The organism is Opitutales bacterium, assembly GCA_013215165.1.
Classification (GTDB): Bacteria; Verrucomicrobiota; Verrucomicrobiia; order Opitutales; family JABSRG01; genus JABSRG01.
The window spans coordinates 12602-33120 of sequence record JABSRG010000031.1 but is presented as its reverse complement, the minus strand read 5'-3'; the positions used below and the strand labels follow the sequence as shown (position 1 = coordinate 33120).

Sequence of the window (20519 nt, the reverse complement as noted above, 5' to 3'; positions counted from 1 at the left end):
TCCGAACATTTGAAACACCGGTCTGCCGATGTTGCGTGGAGTGATCGCGAGAGCGATTGCCTTGGTGCGGATCAAAGTTTGGGCTAAGCAATGGATCTCGCCATCCCACAACTAGGTTTAGGAAATATGGTCGCGCTCTATGAAAGTGATCGGCTTGTCAAAGATTTCGTACCACGGCTTTGGCCACACCTTGAATAATCATTTCGGCGGCCGGGAAGAGATCTGGATAGCTTGGGTTTTCAGCTTTGAGAAAAGGGGTGCTAGATTCACGCTGAATGAAGCGCTTGAGGGTCGTTTCGCCGTCGATGAGAGCAGCTACGATGTCTCCGTCGCGTGGTTGTTTGGACTCGATGACTACAATATCACCCTCAAAAATACCGGCGTTGATCATACTTTCTCCTCGGACGCGCAACGCGAATGAGCGGCGATTTCGCAAGGTGTCAGCGGTATTGCGATCGATTTTCAGGCGAGTGATTTCCGTTGCCGGTTCGATTCCATCTGGGAAGCCGGCGGCAATGGCACCTTGAAGCTCGATGTCGATTTCAACGATGTCTTCGATCTGCGTGGGCTTGGGTTGGGAGCGCCCGACACTCGGTAGATTTATTTGAAAAGTTCGAGCTTGGCCAGGAATCCGAGACAGAGCTCCTTTGCGCTCCAGTGCTTTGAGGTGACCGAAGACGGCGTTGGTGCTGTTAAAATTAAACTGGTCCTGGATCTCGCGGATGCTGGGCCAGTAATTTTTGGTCGAGAGGTGTGAATCCAGAAAGTACAGGATTTCTTTCTGGCGCTCGGTGAGGTTCATATCGGCGGGAAACTGGAGCATGAACGTTTGGTTACATGCTCTTTTGTTCACTGTCAAGGTGAGGAATCGGTTATTTTTTGAATCCAGCGCGTCTTTTTGCGAAGTATATTGAACAAAGCGGGGGTATAGGTTTTCTTTGGCACGTATGCGAAATAGTGAATTCGGACAAACCGAGAGCGTAAGCGCGTTGGCTGGCTCGTTGTTGCTGGCTCATCCAGAACTAAAGGATCCGAATTTTAACAAATCAGTCGTCCTCATATCGGCCCATTCGACGGATGATGGAGCTCTGGGAGTGATCCTCAATCGCCCTATGGGTCAGTCTTTGGCTCAATTTGATGGGAAATTTTCCTATACAGATCTTGCGGACGTGCCCTTATATGTAGGCGGTCCCGCATCGCCAGACCAGATGATTTTGACCGCTTGGCAATGGCACCTGGAACAAGGTAGGTTTCAACTCCACTTCGGTATTAATCCCGACAAGGCGCGCGAGCTTATCAGTCATGATCCTGAAATAGAATTGCGTGGATTTGTCGGTTACTCCGGCTGGTCTCAGGGGCAATTAGAAGGTGAGCTTGAGCAAGATTCCTGGGTGGTAACGCCTGTAAGCAGCGACGCTTTGGAGGATGTGCAGGGGGATGATTTGTGGCGGACTATCATTCGCGAAGTGTCACCAGAGATGCGCTTTCTCGCCGACGCTCCGGATGATCCGTCAGTGAACTAGGGTCTTTTTCCAAGGAGGAATGGGTATGAAACGTTGGTTGAAAGTCTTGCTGATATGCGGCGGGTTAGGCCTGTTTTTGGTGATTTTATGTATGGGGGTGCTCTTGATCCCTGCGGTGCAGAAACCGATGGTGCGGGCGATTGTCGCGACTTACGTCGATGACGTAGTGATCGAGAATTTATCTATCGGCCCGGGGGGTGTTTCTATCCAAGGTGCGCATTTCAAACAGGGGTCGGTGGTTGCCGGTATCGAGGACGCAGAACTGGACGTTCGCTGGACGGATACCATGAGCACTGGCAGATTGGTGGTGGAAACGTTGAACGTCACTGGGCTGCGCTTGGAAACATTGCCGACGAGTTTGAATGAATCAAATGATTTGGAAGCGGCTGAATCCCAAGACGCAGGGCCGCCAGATATGACGCAGTTATTGGGCTCTCTGGGTTTGGCTCAGTGGATGAGTGTGGGCAGCGGTAGCCTCGAGATGTTGCTTAAAACCGAACAAGGTAGTCTGGATCTATCACTGCGCGTGCGAGATTGGGAGCCTGGTAGTCGCGGGCAGATCAATGCGGATTGGCACTACGAGAAGAATGAGTATAATCAGGGGATGTTAGATTCACTGGCGGGTGAGCTAGAGGGTTTTGTCGAGCTGGACGGAGAGGGCGTATTTACGGCGGGAGAGGTCTCTGGAACTTTTCAAGGGAAGGGTGTGGATGATTTACCGCTCTCTGGAGAGTATGGTCTCGATCTGACCTCTGTCACAGTCGATGGAGCGGTTCAGGTAACTTTGGCGACGCATACGAGCCTCTCGGGGCGCACTTATGAGTTGTTTCAGGGCAAGGCCTTTCTACCTACTGAGCAGCCTAGGATTCGTTTTGAGGGTGAGAGTAAGTTCGACTCAGGCGATTTGAAGCCGCTACTTGCAGCTTTGGGTCAGGAGCTCAGTCCAGTGGTGGTTTCTTCTCGGCTCGAGGGCGTTTACGATTTCCTGACTGGCGGGCTGACTGTCGATGTGGAGGGGGATTTGGATAGCCCAGATCTCGCCAGTGGCTATCGCATCTCGGTGAATGGAGCCATGCTCGATGATATGGGTATGCGAATCACAGGGACTGCTCGTAACCGATTGAAGTCGACGGATGAGCGCTTGGATGTCGATCGCATGGACTTGTTGTGGAATGCGCGACAGGGTATAGCTGGAGGCGCGCGGGTGCGTGTCAGTGACGGAGATAAGATGAGTCAGGCTGTAAACTTAAACGTTTCGGTACCTGCTGATGTGGCGTTTCCCGTGCGCATGGAGGCGCGGGCAGATAAGATTTACTATGCATCCCTCGGTAAGGCGATCGGAGGATTTGTTTCAGCATTGCCGCAGCAGAAAACAATTGAGCCCGAAGCTGCAGAACAGGTACCTGTAGATGGGCCTTGGTTTCCGCGAGATCTGGAGGTGGTGCTGGAGGTCAATCGACTCAATATCAATAACGTGTTTGGCCTGGATAATGTAGGCGCTCGGGTAGTGGCCTCGGGTAGTCAGGTCCGCCTCGAAGACGGCAGATTCCAGTTTCTCGATAGTAATGTGACTCAGGCTGCCACCTTGACCCGAGTTGACGATCGATTCGTTTTGGATGGCGAGGCAGCTTTGCGGGGCTTGTCAGCTCGGAGTGTTTTGAGTCAACTCGGTGGGGCCGAACTGGTCGATGCAGATTTTGGTGGGACTTTTAAATTTTCCTCCGAGGCAAGCGATTTGTCTTTGTTGGGTGAATCACTCAATATAAACTGGGACTTATTGGCTAAAGACGGGCAAATTGCTGTTCCGGCACAGGGGATGTTCAATAGCATTCGTTCGGGCACACGGCTCGTGGCAGGGTTGTCGTTTCTACCTGGTCAATCCTACTTGGGAAATTTTGAGCGGATCGTGCGGCGTCTTGAGGAGGTGGGTTTCGAGACTTTTTCTTTTAAAGGTCAGCGTGCTGCAAATGGCCTATTCAAAATTGATCAGGCGGAGCTCAAGGGGCATGATTTTTACGCTGAACTGAAAGGTCAGGTTAACAGCTCGAGCTGGACAGACTTGATGAGTTCAGCCATGCGCATGGACCTGACGCTGGGTGCGAAGGGTGAGGTCGCTGACTGGGCAAAGAACATTGGTATGTCCGAAGGCCGCATGCGCGGTGACTACGCTTTATGGAGTAAGCTCCCCTTTAGTATCCGAGGAACTCTGGAAAATCCAAATTTCGACGCGGTGCGCTCATGGGCTCTAAAACTAGTTAAAGGAAAGGCCACTCAATTTTTGGAACAGTCTGATAGTGATAAGGCGCGTTCGTCTGACGGGACAGCACCGGACAACGCGGACCCAGCAAATCCAGTTCTTGATCTTTTACGCGGTGTCGACGCGCTTAAGGGTGTTCTGGGGCGCTAGAAAGGTGCTCTGGACTAAGATAGTCCGACCATGTTAGTAAACACGCATGAATGACTATCCAGCAAGCATCGACCAAAGTATTCAGGAGGCCCCCGACATGTCACTTGGGCGGGGATTCAGAACTGAGTGGTCCTTGAGGTCGCAGGTCGAGGCGGCACTTTCCAGTGGAGATAATGTTTGGACAACACTCTGTGCCACGGGAATCCTTTTACATTATAACCAGATCGATGCGGCGCACGACATTGTCGCCCAACGAACAGACCCTTCGGCTTGTCTATGGCATGCTATTATTCACCGTCATGAGGGGGATTATCCGAATGCTCGGTATTGGGTGGAGCGAGCGGGTAATCATCCAGTCTACGGCTATATCGCACAAGGTGCGGGTGCGATCTTAGCTCAGATGGAAGATCTCAATGAGTCTCAGTTGGCGCGATGGATCAGCAACTGGGATGCGACTATGTTTGTGAAGTTGTGTGAGCGTGGCCTCTCTGAGCAAGGAGCGTTAGAACAGTTTTGCCTGCAGGTTCAAGATCTGGAATGGCAGGTCTTGTTTCACTTTTGCTATCAGCATGCGACAGGTGCCTTTGCCGACGAGTCAGCCTGACGGGATTTAAATTCTTGATCTGTACAGAAGCAATTTGAAGTAATGTATTATCTTTTTGCTAGATTCCAAATCTCCCGACGCGCGGGATCCAGGTCTTAATCGCGGACGCTGAAAAGCTGGTGGAGTCTTCAGTTTTGGCCGCATCGACGCAGCGGAGGAGTTCGCAGCGACGTGAGGCCCACTCGGCGCGCCCTTCTTTTTGATCGGTTGCGTAAACGTGCTCGATCAATTCCTTGAGGCTGAGTTGTTCGATCTCACCAAACAAAAGACCTTCTTCCTCGAGGACACGGACGCGCCGAAAGAATGCCGGAAATCCGACCTGCATGGCAAGGAGCGTAGCGGCTAGGCGATAGTTACCTGGATCCTCAGCGGATCCTTCAAATGCGGTCAGTTCGTCTGATGGCAGTGTTGCTTTAAGCAGTCGGTAGATGTTGACGAGGCGCACTGCTAAACGCGCTACTTCGATATACGGGTGGAGCGTCTTCAGGAAATCGCGCTCGTGCTCACTGATTTTGAGCTGTTCGCGCTGAAGGAGCGCAGTATCGAAGCTAGGTGGTATGGCTTTCTTCTTTGGAGCGGGTCTTCGGGTAGATTTTTTCGGAGCCTTTTTTGGCGGAGGCTTGGGATCGCCTCCAGAGGGTATGATTTGTTGAGTGCCGCCCTCCTCGGGAAGCAGCCGCTCAATGAGGCGTCCGAATCCCGTATCATCCAGAGGGCTCAAAACCAGGGGGATCTGGAAGATTTTTTCTAGATAGTTGATGGGAGTCGTTTCGAAGGGGCTGCGGAGGATCTGCTCGTTGGCTGCCTCCTCAGTGTCTTCGGCAGATTCGTATTTTAGGGCGCCGAAAGCGGAGTATTCCTTACGTAGCGCATGCAATAGCCAGCGCGCATCGACTCCGACCACCACGACAAACAGATCGAACGCGAGAAGTAAATGGACCGCTTGGAGCACTTCGACGACGCGATGTGGAGGGCAGCGATCGAGATCGTCAATGTAGAGGATGATGCGGTTGATCTGGGGTATCTTAACCTCATCTCTTTCGCCTTTCCGGCCCTCTTTCAGCAAGGTGCTGAGGGTGTCGAAGTCTTTGCGGATCTGGTTAATGATACTCAGTGCATCATTATATTCGCTGCGCTCGTTAGCCTGGTCGATGTGTTGATAAAGGCCGATGCCCGCATGCACACGCTCTTGTTCGTAGCGGGCGGCTTCCAGCTTAGTGTGTTGCTCCTGGAGCTGGCTTTCCAACTGTTGCTTGCGCATGTGGATCCAGGCCTCTGCCTGTCCTCTTGCGCCGACGGCGACGGACATGGCACGGTTAACCTTTTGCATCAGTGTTGTGAGACACCCGGCTGCGAGTATTGCGCAGCTCACCAAGCCGGTGATGACTTGTTGGAGGTCGCTGAGCCAACGAGCTCCAGAAAATTGGTCCACTGCAATGGCGGCAAACAGGACTCCGGTAACGGCTAGAACGCCGAGGGGGAAGCCATGTTTTTTGATAAAACCTGACTGTTTCCAGACGCGCACCAATGCCCAGAATCGATGGATCTCACGCTCGGTTTGAGCGAAGTCCTTGGCTTGTTTCGCGTCGATTCCGAGTAGGCCTTGAATCTCATGAACGGCTTCGTCCACAAAGTGCGGCTCTGGCTCGTTTTCTTTCGTTTCTAGCTCCAGCTCGCCATTTTCAATACGGGCTTCTTGGAGGTGGCAGGTTTCGAGGTCTTGACGTGTTTTGGCTTCTGCGGTTTCGAGCCTGATGATCTCTTTGCCGATCGCGCTGGCACGGTCGGTCTGTTCGATGAATGATTTTCGAGTGAGGTCATCTGCGTCGAACAGCTCTTGTCCTTGCCGGGCCAACTCTTCGAAAATGTGCGTAACCAGGCTGGCCCAGAGATTGGCGTCGATGTAGTGCCAGGCATTGAAAACGATTTGAGCGACATTGGGATGAAAGTCGCTGGTTGCCTTTGGATCGGCTTTTTGAGCCTGTTTGGTGTTGTCGGCCAGTAATTGAACTTGGGCGTAGAGCTGGCGCATGTAGGACGACTTACCCTGGCCCCAATTGCCAAAGAGACCGATAGCGAGCGGGGGCTGGGTGGCCCGGGCGATCATGAGTGAAGCCAGTGCGCGGGTTTCTCGGGCGGTTTTGAGCGTGTCATCAGCGATAATGCTGCGGGACTGGTTCAAGTCGCTCGTGATGGAAACGTAGTCGCGATCTACCTTTGCCAAGTGCGCTCGGTCCGTGGGCGTTGGCGTCTCCTCCTCAAACTCGAGGGCTTTCTGGAGCATGTTCCAAACACCTTCATCTGTGACGACGAAGTAGACCTCTTTGAGTGTAGCGACTACAGAGCCATCCTTTTGCTTAGCGCGAAATTCTGCTAAACCACGCTGGAAGTCTTCGACCACTGAAGATGCGTCAGTCACCGGCCCCCGATGCATAGTTAGAGCAAGCGATTCAGCACGTGCTGCATGATTAGATACCATGCGGAAAATCCGCTGGAGCCTTTCGGGATCCCAAAAGCCGGTTTTGGGGAATTTTGAAGTCAGGATGGCGAAACGCGCTTTAAGTTGGCTGGTTTCAAAACGGATGAGGTGGTCCCTTGCGTCTGGACTGCGCCAACGTTTTTCCAGCTCACCGCTCATAAAGCGCTCATAGTATTCGGGCAAGAACTCTTGTAATGACTTTTCGGCAAATGGAGAGAGTTGCCCGTCCTCGGTGACCCAGAATTCGATGACATCCGCATTCGCCGTCCAGGGGTGCTCGCTGAATTTTAGGAGAAACGCAGTATCCTCCCAGCGATAGATGAATTTCGCGGGAAGATTTTCGGAAAACGTGGCGTTGGAATCGGACATCGACGGTTAGATTGGGTAGGAGTTATGAGAAATCGAGCCTTTAGAGCCTATGCTCCCCCGAGGTCGCATAAGACTTATTTCTGGGTGCTTGCACGGTCGCCTTCGTGAGTCTAGGCCTATTCCCAATGGAACAAAAGCAGCCAGCACCGGCGCTAAACCGAGGTATTGAGCTCCTCCAAATCCTTGAGCAGGAGGGGCACGTCCGCCTGGAGTCGTTGGCCGGTAGGACTGCCTGGCCGAAGAGCTCTGTATTGCGTTGTCTCCAGAGTCTAGAGGCTTGTGGCATGGTGCGGCGTTCATCGGAAACTAAGGCCTATCGGGCGCTCCAGCGCTTAGTCCCGATGCATGAGCATTTTCCAGAAGATCTTAAGCCCGCAGCTGCGCGGTTGACTGATTTGGCGGAGCATTTTGGCTTTGTTGTGGAGCTCTTTGTGGCGCAACGGGGAAGCTTAGTGATGATCGATCGAGCTGAGCCTTCTAACGGGATGAACCGTGTGCGTATTCGTATCGGTGCGACTCGTAAGAGTATGGAGCTGGATGCGCTCTTTGCGATGCAATTGGCTTTCGGTGATGATCCCTTTCCGGAGGAACCACTCTGGCAATGGGCAGAGACAGGGCAGCGAACGACAGTCGATGCTGAGACAGCACATCAGTTTGTGAATCGAGCGAAAGATCGCGGACTACTCAGTGATCGTTGGTTTAACGACAACGGTGTTCGGCGTCATGCGATGGCCATTCGGGTCGACCGGGGCCTGGTGGGTGTGCTGGCCCTGGTGCAGGATGAGAAGTTTCCAGGACGGATCTCCGAAGCCGATGCGATCTTGGATGAACTGGAAAAAGTGAGCTGATTGTTGATGGGTGAGCAGCCTTTCATTGCACGCATCTATTTTGATTCGGCGTCACCCCCGTTTGCCTCCAGCATTGATGATACGCCAGTCATCGTGAGCAGTGGGAGGACGAAGAAATGCTCATCATCATCATAAACAGTGACGTAAGTTCCTTTTGGGGAAAGCGATATATAATCGCTGTGCGGCACTGGATAACTTTTCCCATCTGCCATAAGAAGGCTGAAGGGTTTTCCACTTTCTATTGCGGATACGATCGTATTTCTAGTCACCGGGCTAAATAAATTCATCGATCAGAATATCGCAAGATAATCCATTTCCACAGTCATCCCATAGGAATTCGAATTTTTCCTAGACCACGGATTACGCAGATATACACAGATAAGTATTTTGTTATTAGGTGTTTATGATTGTCCTCTAGAAGGATGAAAGTTACGTGAACACCCTGCGAATTGGCGAAGTATCCATACGCTTTATCCCATAGATTTCCGTGGACGATTATCTCTTTCGTAAATCTCTCTTATTCATAAAGATCTGTGAATATCCGTGTAATCTGTGGTCAAAATTATGGGATAGTTGTGATCCATTTCTAGTAATGAGACCAGGTTCCAAACAGAGCTATGGGGCGATCGGAGTTTCGTAGGGTGATCGCGAGAGCGATTGCCGCGGCGTGTGTGAAGGCTTGGGCCGGCAACAGCTAAGCTGCCGTGAGGAGTGTCAAAATGTTACGGGTAAAGTGTATCGATGAGACTTGTCCACGCTACCTACTCGTCGTCAAGCGCCTGAATCATCGCTGTCGCAGGGCAAGAGCTTCCACTGTGGCGTTTGATAATTTTTGCCGGAACGCCCGCTACCGTAACATGAGGTGGGACGTCTTTGAGCACGACGCTGTTGGCACCCACTTTGGAGAACGCGCCCACATGGATGTTGCCCAAGACCTTTGATCCGGAAGATAGGAGAACGCCCGTGTCGCTCCTGCTTCCAAAGAAAGTGGCTAATGCAGTAGGCGGAGAGGGCTTGAAAGCCTTTGAAAAAAAAGCAGGGGCGAAAGAGCGCGGACCACTCAGTGATCGTGGGTTTAACGACAACGGCGTCCGTCGCCACGCGATGACCATTCGGGTCGACCGGAGCCTGGTGGGTGTGCTGGCCCTAATACAAGACGAAAAGTTCCCAGGCCAGATCTCCAAAGCCGATGCGATTTTGGATGAGCTGGGTAAGATGGGTGCAATTGAAAGGACGGGGAGTTTTTCCAGTTGTCGCTCCTCTGCTCCAGTGGTTGTAGTTGAGCCGCTCTGTCGGCTCGCGGCTTCAGGCGCGGATCGCAGCAACGGCCTGCGCCCCGACAGAGCGGGACGGCTACAACAAAGGCAGTTGGGGAAATCTCCCCGCTACTTCAATTACACCCGGGTAAGGTGAAGTAATTGACAAATGGTCTAATTTGTCTAATTTGGACAAATGAAAGAAATCTCATCTTTTGATGCAAAGCAGCGTTTTGGATTGGTTCTGGATGAGGCACAGCGCGCGCCCTTGATGATTCGCAAGCATAACCGGCCGGTCGCGGTGGTGCTTTCAATCAGCGAATATGAGCGCCTCAAAGGCCTGAACTTCAGTCAGTTCACTGCTTTTTGTGACCGCATCGGCCAACGTGCAGAAGAAGATGGTGTGACAGAGCTGGATGTCGAAAAGTGGGTCAACGAGGACTCATGAAGACACCTATGTTTGTCATAGACACCAACGTCTGTGTCAGTCGGGTTATTCTTCCTAAGTCAGTTGCTGGGCAAGCGGTTGATTTGGCAATATCAATGGGAGACTTAGCCTTTTCAGATGCTACGCTCGCTGAATTAGACGACGTCCTGGCGCAGCCGAAATTCCAGAAATATATTAGTGCCAACGAAAGACATGAATTTTTTCTGCTGTTGAGTCGTTTTGGGAGTGTTTTCGATATCGACCATAGCGTGACGCTTTGTCGCGACCCTAAAGACAACAAATTCTTAGAAGTCGCACTCAGTAGTTCGGCAACCTGCTTGTTGACGGGCGATCAAGATCTTCTGGAGCTACATCCCTTCAGAGGGACGGAAATACTGAGCCCAGCCAGCTTTCTTCAGATATATCGATGAAACAGGTCTGGCAGTGATTACTCGTCGTCAAGCGACTGAATCATCGCCGTAGCCGGGCAAGAGCTTCCACTGTGGCGTTTGATAATTTTTGCCGGAACGCCCGCGACGGTAACATGGGGTGGGACATCTTTGAGGACGACGCTGTTGGCACCCACTTTGGAAAACGCACCTATATGGATGTTGCCCAGGACTTTTGATCCGGAAGATAGGAGAACACCCGTGTCGATCTTAGGATGACGGTCACCCCCTTCCTTACCAGTGCCGCCTAGAGTTACCTCATGTAAGATCGAAACATCGTCGCCGACAACTGCAGTCTCACCCGCCACGAAGCTGGTTGCGTGGTCGAGTAAAATACCCTTCCCAAAGCGTGCCGCAGGATGGATATCCACGTTGAAGACTTCAGCGATCAAACTCTGAAAGTAATGCGCCAGGTGATGTCGCTCTTGGTTCCAGAGAAAGTGGCTGATGCGGTAGGCTGAGAGGGCCTGAAAGCCTTTGAAGAAAAGCAGAGGTGAAAGGTAGTCAATGCACGCAGGATCGCGGTCAAAGATAGCCTCAATGTCTGCCCGCACGCGGATCCCGATATTAGGATCGATGGCAAAGGCCTCTTGGAAAGTCTCAAACAAATCGTTCTCCGTCCCGGCGAATCGGCCAAACTTTCGTGAGAGTCGGACGCAAATGGATTCTTCGAGAGACTGCTTGGACAACACAACATCGCTGATGAGTGTCCGCATATAGGGCTCGGCATCGTAAAGTGCACGCGCCTCAGCGTGGATACGCTCCCAGATGGGATCGGTCCCCGGTGTCTCGACTATTACAGAATCCAATGGCAATTCCATGACCATCCGATAGTGTGGGCGTGATTGTTATAGAGACAACCCGGTTTTAAGTTTCTTGATTGCCTAAAATTAAAACTCGGCAATCAAGACTTCCATCTCGCGACCGATAATCGTTTATTAATCGTGGCATATTTTGAGAATATGCCGCTTAATCGATGAGAATTCACTTCAAACAAGTCGGGCTATTGCTGTTTTTGGCCGCAGCCTTGGGAGTAATTGGCTTTGCTTCATGCGTTGTGTTGGATTTGGACACACTCCGCTGGCTGACGCTCTATCATGTTAAACCGTTACTCTACGTTTTGTTGGGTCTGCTGATTTGGCTCGTTTGGAAAGAACGCGAGGCGATATTAGGCTTAGGAACGCAGTGGTTTTTCGCGAGCGATCGCAAGTGGCTTTTGGGTATGTCAGCTTTGATCCTCGTCTACATTGTAACACGTGAACCGTATGAAATCAAAATCACGTCTGACGAGTATGTGTTGATGGAGGTGTCACAGCGTCTGCATCGAGATAATGTGGGTGGCTATGGGACGATCACCTTCTATGTCTATGGACTGACCGAGGCCTATGGATTTTTGCCTGACAAGCGTCCTATTGCGTTTCCGTTTCTGTTATCAGTGCTTCACGACTTCACCGGTTACCGGATAGAAAATGCTTTTGTGCTCAATACAGTCTTTGGGTTTTGTTTGGTATTCCTCACTTTGGGCTTTGCATACGGCATGGCGCAGCGGCGCGGTGCATCGTTATGGCAAGCGCGGCTGTTTTCGCTAATACCTACTGTGTTGCTATATGGCATGCCTTTGTTTGTTCAGAACGTCAACGGTGCCGGCTTTGAACTGCAAAATCTGCTTTTTATTTTGGTGGTTACTGCACTGGGTTACGGCTTTGTCCAGCAGCCGCGGTTGGGAACGTGGGGGCTCCTCCTCGTAGGCACTTTATTTTTAGTGTATACCCGTTATGAGTCTGCGCTCTTTGCCATGCCGGTGTCAGCTCTAGCAGTGTACCGCGCGGCATTTCATGGCGATCGATGGCTCCTGAAGCCTTATTTAGTCTTCGTTGTGGCGCTGTATCCCGTTCTCTGGCGACACGCCTACCATCTCGACGATCCGAGCGCTTACTGGCAGACAATGACAACAGCGTCAGAAAGCGCATTCTCCCTCCAGTTTATTCCGGAGAATTTGAGTTATGCGGTGCTGTATTTTTTTGAGCCTTCGATACACGATTCAGCGGGTTTCCTATTGGGGGTGCTTGCGTTTCCATGCCTGCTACTTGTCGGCGTTCGGTTGATTCGGACATTCAGCCTTAAACAGGTGGGTGCATGGTTCAGCCTGTTAATGGGCATCGTAGTTGTGGTAAATTTTGTCATTTTGATGAGCTACCATTGGGGCCAAGTGGAGAAGTTGGAGGTATCTCGTCTCACCTTGCCGTTACTTGGGGTGGCAACCTTTGCGATGATATGGTCACTCGCGCATGCATTTATTGAGAAGCGCTGGATGCGAAGAATTTTAATAGGAGCGATTTGCCTGGAGTGGGCCCTGCTCATTTTGCCAAGCCAAGCACGCAGAGTGGCCACAGAGCGTAATTTCCACGCAGAGGTCGACCGTTGGGCGCTTGAAATCATTGAGGATCGGAATGATCCCAACCCGTATGTAATCGCAAGTCGGCCCTTTGCATGGCGGATGCACAATATCCCGTCCTCTTCCCCTCTTGAGATCAATGACAGGCTGGCGGATTTTGCCTTTCAAATTCAGCTGCAGTCCCATAACTTTTATTTTGTCCAAGTCGTTTACCGAGTTCCTCAAGATAGGGTGGAGTATTCTTCGGCCTCAGAAAACTTGATACTACCTGTCAGAGGGCGTGTGATAGCAGAATTTCCTTTTAAGCCCTACCACACAGTGCGTTTAGTAGTAATTGATGGCTTGCATGAAAGAGATTTGAACCCTGAGTTTGAGCTGACTGAAGAGGAAGTAAGGCTTTATAAAGAAGATCCTGAGGCTTTTTGGTTCTCAAGGATTCCTGATCACGGTCTGCGCCTTTATTCGACACCCAAGTAAAGCATACACCTTTAAGATGTTATCAATCTATCTTTGGCCATTTGTATATGATTTTCAAAGTAGCCTGAGAAAATTTGGTAATGAATTCGCTAAATGAACGTCAAAAAACGGTGGTTTTATGCTTTTAAAATTGAGTCCAAATTGTTGAAGCCGTTTCATACTATTCTGCACGTAAAGCATGTAAATTATACTCTATTAATAAATCATTGATATAATACTTATGAAAAATAAAAAAGGATTCACTCTCGTCGAGATTATGATCGTGGTTGTCATCATTGGTCTTCTTGCAGCGATGGCGGTGCCCGCATTCCAAAAAGTGCGCACTAACTCACAGAATAAGTCGATCGTGAACAACGGACGCCAAATTCAAGCGGCAGCCAACCAATATTTCCTGGAATTTGGTATAACGAAAGCTGGGTTGGATGATCTTGTAGGTTTTGACAGCTATATCAATGCCGCAGATTCTGATGCATTGAAAATCTTGGGCGAGACTTATCCAGCTACCCTTACTCAGGGTAAAACATTCAATATTTCTGGTCTACCAAATGGCGCAGGTGGCGGCGGCACTGACGATCATACACCTACCTCAGGTGCAACCGCTCTTACCTTTTCCCTTTAATTGGGAATAAAAAAAATATCATCACCAAAGCTGCATCCTTGTGGGTGCGGCTTTTTGTGTCTTCGTCGAAAACCAGTCCTGAGCTGTTGCATGCTCTGCAAAACTTTTGTTTTCAGCGACGTTGAATGAAGCTGCCACATGAGCCATCGGAAACTGAGTTTTATCATTCCTGTCTATAATGAGGAGGCGACCGTTATCGAATTGTATGAACGGATCGAAGCTGTCGTGTCAGAGCTTGATGGCTGGGAGCACGGTTATTATTTTGTGGACGATGGGAGTGGAGACGACTCATGGAAAGCGATCTGTGACTTAAAAATAGAAAACCCAACTCGCGTTCATGGGCTGCGGTTGAGACGCAATTTTGGCAAAGCTGAAGCATTGCAGCTCGGTTTTGACGAGGCCGATGCAGATGTGGTGATTACTATGGACTCGGACCTACAAGATGATCCGCAGGAAATTCCCAATTTCCTAAGCAAGTTGGATCAGGGCTATGATCTTGTCTCGGGCTGGAAACAAGTGCGCCACGACCCTATCGATAAGACTTTGCCGTCACGGGTGTTCAACGCCCTGGCTCGAGTCGGCAGCGGAGTTCAACTCCATGACTTCAATTGTGGGTTTAAAGCTTATCGAGGCATTGTGGTAAAACGCGTGAAGCTGTTTGGAGAGCTGCATCGATTCATCCCTATTCTCGCCGATGCAGAAGGTTTCCGTATTGGTGAGTTACCGGTAAATCATCTGCCGCGCCTTCACGGAGTCTCTAAGTACGGAAGCAAGCGTTTTGTAAAGGGCCTGTTGGATTTAATCACGGTGATTGTATTGACCCGCTATTTGCGGCGACCAGCTCATATTTTTGGAGGAGCGGGCCTCTTGTTTGGCTCGATCGGATTTTTGATTCTCTTTTATCTGTCCTTTATGAAGATTTTCTTTGGAGAGGGGATTGGCGGTCGACCGCTATTTTTCTTGGGGATTTTGCTGCTTTTGCTTGGAGCGCAGCTTGTGTCTTTGGGTTTGGTAGCAGAGATCATAAACCGGCAGTCTAAGCAGGATCCATCAAATCATATATCTGAGACTGTCTGATGCAATGAGTCGTCTAGAATTTTTACTCGATAATTTGTTAGGCTTGCAGAGCATCCGATGCTGATGACTGGACCGAACAAGTTTGATTTTGAGTCTCATTTCGATGCACTGGCAGAAGCGGACTCACTTGCCCGACGACGGCAACGGGGCTTCCACAGGCAGATAGCCCGTTTGATGAGCCATCACATCCAGTCAGATCAACGGGTTCTTGAGGCAGGATGTGGGGTAGGAGGTTTGCTTAACCGAATTCCACTGCGTCAAGGAGTGGGAATTGATATTTCGGAAAAAATGGTTCACCGCGCCCGGGTCGAAAATGCTGGGAAAAGACTACGGTATGAGGTGGCCGATGTGATGTCATATTTTGAAGATGAGCCGTTTGATGCGATAGTTTTGGACTTTTTGACGGGATATCTGCCCGACATTCAAGCGGCTTTTGACCACCTTCATACATTATCTCATGAGCGGACGCGTCTCTATATTACATCATTGAATACACTCTGGTTGCCGATTCTCAAATTAGCGCAACCGCTGGGTTGGGTCATGAAACAACCTCCGAGTAACTGGCTTTCGACTCAGGACCTCATCAATCTGTTGGAACTCACTGGTTGGGAGGTCGTATTTGAGTCTACCGAAGTGCTCTGTCCCACGACGCTTCCTGTAGTGGATCCCGTCATGAATCGATACCTCGTGCGTTGCCCAATGATAAACCAATTTGGAGCGAGCATATTTATCGTCGCGCGCCCTGGGCGAAGAAATGAAATTCGAGAGTCTTTATCGTGTTCTGTAGTCGTTCCGGCGCGCAATGAGTCTGGCAATATTCAGGCTGCTCTGGATCGGATACCCGTCCTTGGCCAGCGAACGGAGGTGATCTTTGTCGAAGGAAACAGTACGGACGACACTTGGGACACGATCCAGGCGTGTTGTACGGCCTACACCGGTCCTCATAGGCTAAAGTATATGAAGCAACCGGGAAAAGGTAAATGGGATGCGGTTTTTGCCGGTTTCGAGGAAGCAGACGGCAATTTACTGGTCATACAAGACGCGGATCTCACGGCGCCACCCGAGGACTTACCTAAGTTCTACGAAGCGATAGCCAACGGCACGGCAGAGTTCGCTAATGGCTGTCGCCTTGTGTATCCCATGGAGAGCAAGGCGATGCGGTTCCTCAATTTACTCGGAAATAAGTTTTTTGCCGTAGCTCTAAGCTTTGTGTTGAAGCAGCCCGTCAAGGACTCGCTCTGCGGAACTAAAATGATCCTACACAGTGACTATCGGAGGCTGCTGAAGCGTATCGAGGTGTTGGGAGACTTTGATCCTTTTGGTGATTTCAATCTCTTGTTTGGATCTTCGCTCTTGGACCTAAAGATCCGCGACATTCCGGTGCGCTATAGAGATCGAACTTATGGAGATACGAATATCTCTCGATTTAAGCACGGTTGGATTCTTCTGAAAATGACCCTTTTTGGTCTGTTCAAACTCAGGTTTCATAAGTGAGTGAAATGAGGGACCGAATAGACATATTTTCCCCGTAATTTCTGGAGTGAATTCTAGTCTGAATCTCAAATGGTTGATACTGGTTGCCGTGAGCGTCGGGGTCGTCCTGGCGTTGTTCAATCAAGCATCTTTGTGGAGACTGGCTATTGGACCTCTCTATTTTGACCGACCTCTATTTGAAGGAGAGCACTTACATCCTTTTCTTGACATGAAGGGTCGTTTGGCAGCAATGCAGGCTTATGCGATCGGTCTAGATATCTATAATGAACCCAATCCGATCGACCCGCTCCGTCGAATCAGCACGAAACCGAGCTACCCCCTGCATCTGGGTAAGCTGGGGTTGACCCTGGATCATGTGTTCGTGCTAGGGACTGCGACGGTCGTCGCTTTCCTCGGATTGACCCTTGCATTGCTCAAACCGGAGAGAAAACGCGAGGTGCTCTATGGCATTGTATTGATGTGTTCGCCGCCAGTTCTTTTGGGAGTTGAGCGGGCCAACGACGATTTGGTTCTCTATAGCCTGTTATTTGCAATCCCTTTTATCCTTAGATGGGAACGTGTCTGGGTAGGGTTCGTGTGCGCTGTCTTGATTATGCTGCTGACGCCTGTGAAATACTACCCATTTGCCCTGTTAGTGCTGTTTTTCTATGGACGACTCCCCTTGCGAGCAGTCCTGGCTTTTTGTGCTATGGGAGTATTTTGGCTCGCAGTGTATCTCTGGATTTCTTGGGAAGAAATTGCTTTTTTGAAGGATCGCATGCCAGATCCTGTGAGTATCTTTGCTGTCGGTTCTAAAATAGTTTTCCAACTCTTAGGTTTAGATGGTGCGTTGGCTTTGGTGCTGAGAGTAGCACTCATACTCGCGGTGATCGGTGGCAGTATCTGGATGCTATTTCGTCCAACTCCTGAGCGAGTCCTAGTAGCTTCAACGAAGGAGCGATATTTCCTTTTTGGCAGCAGTATCTTCAGCTTTTGCTTCATTTTGGCGGGAAATTGGGGCTATCGGATGATCTATCTTTTGCCTTGTATCCCTTTTCTATGGGAGGTGAACCGCAGGGAGTCTTCTGATGCTTTCAGAACTGGAGCCTGCCAGGGAATCTTGATCCTCATTCCACTGATTTTCTTCCTGGAGCGAGTTACTCTGGGTGTGGCTCCGGGTCAATTGACTGGAGGTGTCCCGGGAGAGTATCTGGTGGCTATGGCAGTGTTAAAACAAACAGCCGCATGGGTGGTGTTTGCGTTCTTAGCATGGTTATCTGCCGATGTGTTAACGCCGTCTTTCTGGAGGTTATTCGATGAAGCAAAGGCTTGGGTCGCTTTCACTCGAAGAAATGATCCCGAGCAGCCTGAGTCGTCTTTAGGTCTAAAATGAAAAGTCCACCACATTTTGCTATAGTTGGCGCGGCATTCTCTGGAAACAAGGGAGCTGAGGCGATGCTGGTGAGTACAATCATCCAGATGCAAAGACGCTATCCAGGTGCGGTAATTCATGTGCTCTCCTATTTTCCTAGTGAAGACCTGACGTTACCGCGTCGAAAGGACGTCTATATCCACTCTGCAACGCCTAAAACGCTCGTTCTGAAATGGCTCCCCATAGGAATACTTTTGAAGCTGTTACCCTTTTTCAAGAAACCGGCAGTCATTGCTGATCGGCTACCGATAACCCGCTTGCTGACTATCGATGCTGTCTTTGATATCTTTGGTGTGTCCTTTATGGATAGCCGTCTGAAGTTCTTACCTTTCAATCTCTTTTCGGTGCTTCCCTTTTTATTGCACCAAGTGCCGGTTTTTAAGCTATCACAAGCTTTGGGTCCGTTTAGGAAGTGGCCAAATCGTGCATTTGCTCGTTGGACTCTCGGCCGAATGGAATTTACTGCGGCGCGCGGTGCACAGACCCTTGCAATGCTCCAGGAACTCCCCGTGCGCGGATCTGAGCGGCGATTGATCGAAGCTGCAGACATCGCCTTTTTGCTAGGAGATCGTTCCGGTATCACAGAAGTGCCATCGGCCCAAACCCTAGCTCTTATTCCCAGCTTGGTGGTTGATCAAAAAGTAGCGAATTATCAGTCAACCCTCTGTGACGTCGCCAAGGCCCTGGCGGATGCGGGTTGGACGATCCGCGTAATTACTCATTCATGGAGGTCCGATGGAAACGGGCCAAGAAACCATGATCCGGTCGTTGCCGAACCGATTGTGAGACGTTTGTCAGAGCTGGGCGTGGAGGCATCGCTGCTAGGGCCAGGCCTCGATTCTGAAGAGATTCGCGCAGAAATCGGCAAATGCTCGGTGGTGCTTACCAGTCGGTTCCATGGACTGATCGCAGCGTTGGCGACGGCCCGACCAGTGGCCGTCGTGGGATGGAGCCACAAGTATCGAGAAGTCCTTGCGCCCTTTGGCCTGGAGGAATTTTGTATTCCCTATCAGGCGTTCGACGCTCCTAGCGTGCTGAACTTGGTCGAACGTTGTGAGTCTCAGGCAGAAGAGATCAGGTCGAAGATTTTAGATCAACTCGCCGCGGCACAGCGCTCAGCTCGATCTCAATTCGATGAGGTGATGCGTCGCTTGGAGGAGCGCTCATGAGAGGACTGGTCCAACCAAATTTCGACACACCGGTCGGGGACTTCCGCAAGGCTTGGATTGGTCATATGACCGATCCAGATGTTCGTAGACATGCCGCATCGGGAGGCATTGTAACCGGGGTGTTTAAATACCTCCTCGAAACTGGCCAGATCGACGCTGCTCTTGTATGCGGGATGCGGATCGAGAACGGAACATGGCAGCCCGATATCTATCTCTCCAGGAGCTTTGATGAACTGAAACGTTCGCAGTCGAGTAAGTACTTTGATATTCCCATGATGAAGGGGCTCTCACTCATCAAAGAGTTTGACGGTAAAGTGGGAGTCGTCGGTCTACCGTCGCAGATAAACACAATCTGCAAACGCATGGCGCAAAACGAGGAACTGGCCCAGAAGATAGCCTTTAAAATCTCCATCTTTTGCGGCCATAATTCCAAAGATACGTTAGTGAAGATGGTCTTGGCGAAGCATGGGATACCGCTCGATGAAATCGATAGTTTCTATTACCGGCAAGGGCTCTGGCGTGGCGAAATGGTGATAAAGATGAAAGACGGCTCGGAACGGCGCATGCCTTTTCAGCAGTTTAGCCATTATCAGAATTTGCACGTGCTCTCCTTGTCCCGTTGCCTACACTGCTTTGACCACTACGGCTACTATGCGGACCTTTCCACCGGAGATGTGTGGCTACCCGAGAAGAAGGGTGAGACGGTGAAACCCTCAGCGTTTCTTGCTCGGAGTGAGAAGGCGGAGGGAGTGATGCAGGAGATGCTGGATAACGGACTGATCGATGCACACAGGGTGACGCGAAAGACGATTTATCACGCCCAATCGCGCTCAGTAAATTATCATTATAATGTGACGGCACGGGCTCGAGTCGGACGCCTGTTAGGTTTCAAAATTCGCGAAGATATACAGACGAAAGCGACTATTAGGGATTACCTAGGAGCTTTCATCGTCTTGCTTAATCACAAGATCTCCAAGCATCCGAATTGGCTGGCGCGCTTTATGAAGCTGCCTTTCCCGTTTGTCTTTGCATACGTGGTGCTGTTTAAGGGACTCATGCACTACAAACGGCCCGAGTATGAACAAGAGCCAGATCAATAAGCACATCGTCCCCTTGGTGCGCTATGCCTTAGGAAGCGTTTCTGTGCTGGGTTTGAAGTTGATCATTACATGGTTACTCCTGAACGCGGCTACCCCACTTCTGGCCTATTTATTTGTGCATATCGCGGTCTTCTTTATCTCCTATGCGATTCACGCCAGATGGTCGTTTCGCGTTCCTTTCAGCCTTTTTGGAGTGCGAGATTATTTTAAAACCGTGATTGCTTTTAAAATCGTCGATTACCTCTTGTTTTCCGTTTTCTTTAAGCTGTTTAATATAGAGGCTTTATGGTGTGTGGTTTTAGCCACCTTGGCCGTGGCCCTGGTGCGCTTTGTTTTTGTCAAGCAGGCTTTGTCTCCTAATGAGGTTCCAGGGGAGGCGAATTAAGGCCCGAACGTATATGACGAGTAAATCGGT

19 protein-coding genes are annotated in these 20519 nt (G+C 50.4%); 15 read left to right on the top strand and 4 right to left on the bottom strand.

The window, feature by feature from the left end; genetic code table 11:
- Positions 1-157: 157 nt before the first annotated feature.
- Entirely contained in the window at positions 158-823 is a 666-nt protein-coding gene (gene lexA / locus HRU10_08190; GenBank protein ID NRA27212.1) for a repressor LexA, read from the bottom strand.
- Positions 824-947: 124 nt separating this feature from the next.
- On the opposite strand from lexA, the gene HRU10_08185 reads away from it, so the two are divergent.
- From HRU10_08185 to HRU10_08175, 3 genes are read left to right on the top strand one after another with little or no spacing between them, the layout of a single operon-like run.
- Positions 948-1523, top strand: a complete 576-nt coding sequence (locus tag HRU10_08185) for a YqgE/AlgH family protein (GenBank protein NRA27211.1) — start codon at positions 948-950, stop codon at positions 1521-1523.
- A gap of 25 nt (positions 1524-1548) precedes the next feature.
- On the top strand, positions 1549-3930 hold the full coding sequence (locus HRU10_08180; protein ID NRA27210.1) for a hypothetical protein: 2382 nt from the start codon (positions 1549-1551) through the stop codon (positions 3928-3930).
- Between the two features lie 46 nt (positions 3931-3976).
- Positions 3977-4534 carry a hypothetical protein gene (locus HRU10_08175; GenBank protein NRA27209.1) on the top strand — a complete coding sequence of 186 codons (558 nt, stop codon included), beginning with the start codon at positions 3977-3979 and terminating at the stop codon, positions 4532-4534.
- Positions 4535-4592: 58 nt separating this feature from the next.
- Here HRU10_08175 and HRU10_08170 read toward each other — a convergent pair whose 3' ends face one another.
- The gene (locus HRU10_08170; protein NRA27208.1) at positions 4593-7382 is read right to left on the bottom strand and encodes a hypothetical protein; all 2790 of its coding nucleotides are present in this window, start codon (positions 7380-7382) and stop codon (positions 4593-4595) included.
- Positions 7383-7507: 125 nt separating this feature from the next.
- Here HRU10_08170 and HRU10_08165 point away from each other — a divergent pair, with 125 nt between their 5' ends.
- Positions 7508-8230, top strand: coding sequence for a helix-turn-helix domain-containing protein (locus HRU10_08165; GenBank protein NRA27207.1), 723 nt, complete (start codon positions 7508-7510; stop codon positions 8228-8230).
- Between the two features lie 35 nt (positions 8231-8265).
- Here the strand turns inward: HRU10_08165 and HRU10_08160 are convergent, their stop codons facing one another.
- Positions 8266-8442, bottom strand: coding sequence for a hypothetical protein (locus tag HRU10_08160; GenBank protein NRA27206.1), 177 nt, complete (start codon positions 8440-8442; stop codon positions 8266-8268).
- A 661-nt stretch (positions 8443-9103) separates the two neighbouring features.
- On the opposite strand from HRU10_08160, the gene HRU10_08155 reads away from it, so the two are divergent.
- The 3 genes from HRU10_08155 to HRU10_08145 are packed head-to-tail and all read left to right on the top strand — an operon-like array spanning position 9104 to position 10344.
- Entirely contained in the window at positions 9104-9643 is a 540-nt protein-coding gene (locus tag HRU10_08155; GenBank protein ID NRA27205.1) for a hypothetical protein, read from the top strand.
- Positions 9644-9682: 39 nt separating this feature from the next.
- Positions 9683-9934, top strand: a complete 252-nt coding sequence (locus HRU10_08150) for a type II toxin-antitoxin system Phd/YefM family antitoxin (GenBank protein NRA27204.1) — start codon at positions 9683-9685, stop codon at positions 9932-9934.
- The gene (locus HRU10_08145) at positions 9931-10344 is read left to right on the top strand and encodes a putative toxin-antitoxin system toxin component, PIN family (GenBank protein NRA27203.1); all 414 of its coding nucleotides are present in this window, start codon (positions 9931-9933) and stop codon (positions 10342-10344) included. Before HRU10_08150 ends, HRU10_08145 begins: the two co-directional genes overlap by 4 nt.
- A 17-nt stretch (positions 10345-10361) precedes the next feature.
- On the opposite strand, the gene cysE is transcribed toward HRU10_08145, so the two are convergent.
- The gene (gene cysE / locus HRU10_08140; protein ID NRA27202.1) at positions 10362-11183 is read right to left on the bottom strand and encodes a serine O-acetyltransferase; all 822 of its coding nucleotides are present in this window, start codon (positions 11181-11183) and stop codon (positions 10362-10364) included.
- 155 nt (positions 11184-11338) lie between these two features.
- Here cysE and HRU10_08135 point away from each other — a divergent pair, with 155 nt between their 5' ends.
- The 8 genes from HRU10_08135 (at position 11339) to HRU10_08100 (ending at position 20489) form a co-directional block, all read left to right on the top strand.
- Positions 11339-13234, top strand: a complete 1896-nt coding sequence (locus HRU10_08135; GenBank protein NRA27201.1) for a hypothetical protein — start codon at positions 11339-11341, stop codon at positions 13232-13234.
- Between the two features lie 220 nt (positions 13235-13454).
- The gene (locus HRU10_08130) at positions 13455-13853 is read left to right on the top strand and encodes a prepilin-type N-terminal cleavage/methylation domain-containing protein (GenBank protein ID NRA27200.1); all 399 of its coding nucleotides are present in this window, start codon (positions 13455-13457) and stop codon (positions 13851-13853) included.
- Positions 13854-13991: 138 nt separating this feature from the next.
- On the top strand, positions 13992-14930 hold the full coding sequence (locus tag HRU10_08125; protein ID NRA27199.1) for a glycosyltransferase family 2 protein: 939 nt from the start codon (positions 13992-13994) through the stop codon (positions 14928-14930).
- A 63-nt stretch (positions 14931-14993) separates the two neighbouring features.
- The gene (locus tag HRU10_08120; GenBank protein NRA27198.1) at positions 14994-16424 is read left to right on the top strand and encodes a glycosyltransferase; all 1431 of its coding nucleotides are present in this window, start codon (positions 14994-14996) and stop codon (positions 16422-16424) included.
- A 46-nt stretch (positions 16425-16470) separates the two neighbouring features.
- Positions 16471-17796, top strand: coding sequence for a DUF2029 domain-containing protein (locus HRU10_08115; protein NRA27197.1), 1326 nt, complete (start codon positions 16471-16473; stop codon positions 17794-17796).
- Complete coding sequence (locus HRU10_08110) at positions 17793-19004, top strand: polysaccharide pyruvyl transferase family protein (protein ID NRA27196.1); 1212 nt, start codon at positions 17793-17795, stop codon at positions 19002-19004. Before HRU10_08115 ends, HRU10_08110 begins: the two co-directional genes overlap by 4 nt.
- Complete coding sequence (locus tag HRU10_08105; protein NRA27195.1) at positions 19001-20104, top strand: Coenzyme F420 hydrogenase/dehydrogenase, beta subunit C-terminal domain; 1104 nt, start codon at positions 19001-19003, stop codon at positions 20102-20104. The genes HRU10_08110 and HRU10_08105 overlap by 4 nt, the downstream gene beginning before the upstream one ends.
- On the top strand, positions 20082-20489 hold the full coding sequence (locus tag HRU10_08100; GenBank protein ID NRA27194.1) for a hypothetical protein: 408 nt from the start codon (positions 20082-20084) through the stop codon (positions 20487-20489). The genes HRU10_08105 and HRU10_08100 overlap by 23 nt, the downstream gene beginning before the upstream one ends.
- Positions 20490-20519 lie beyond the last annotated feature (30 nt).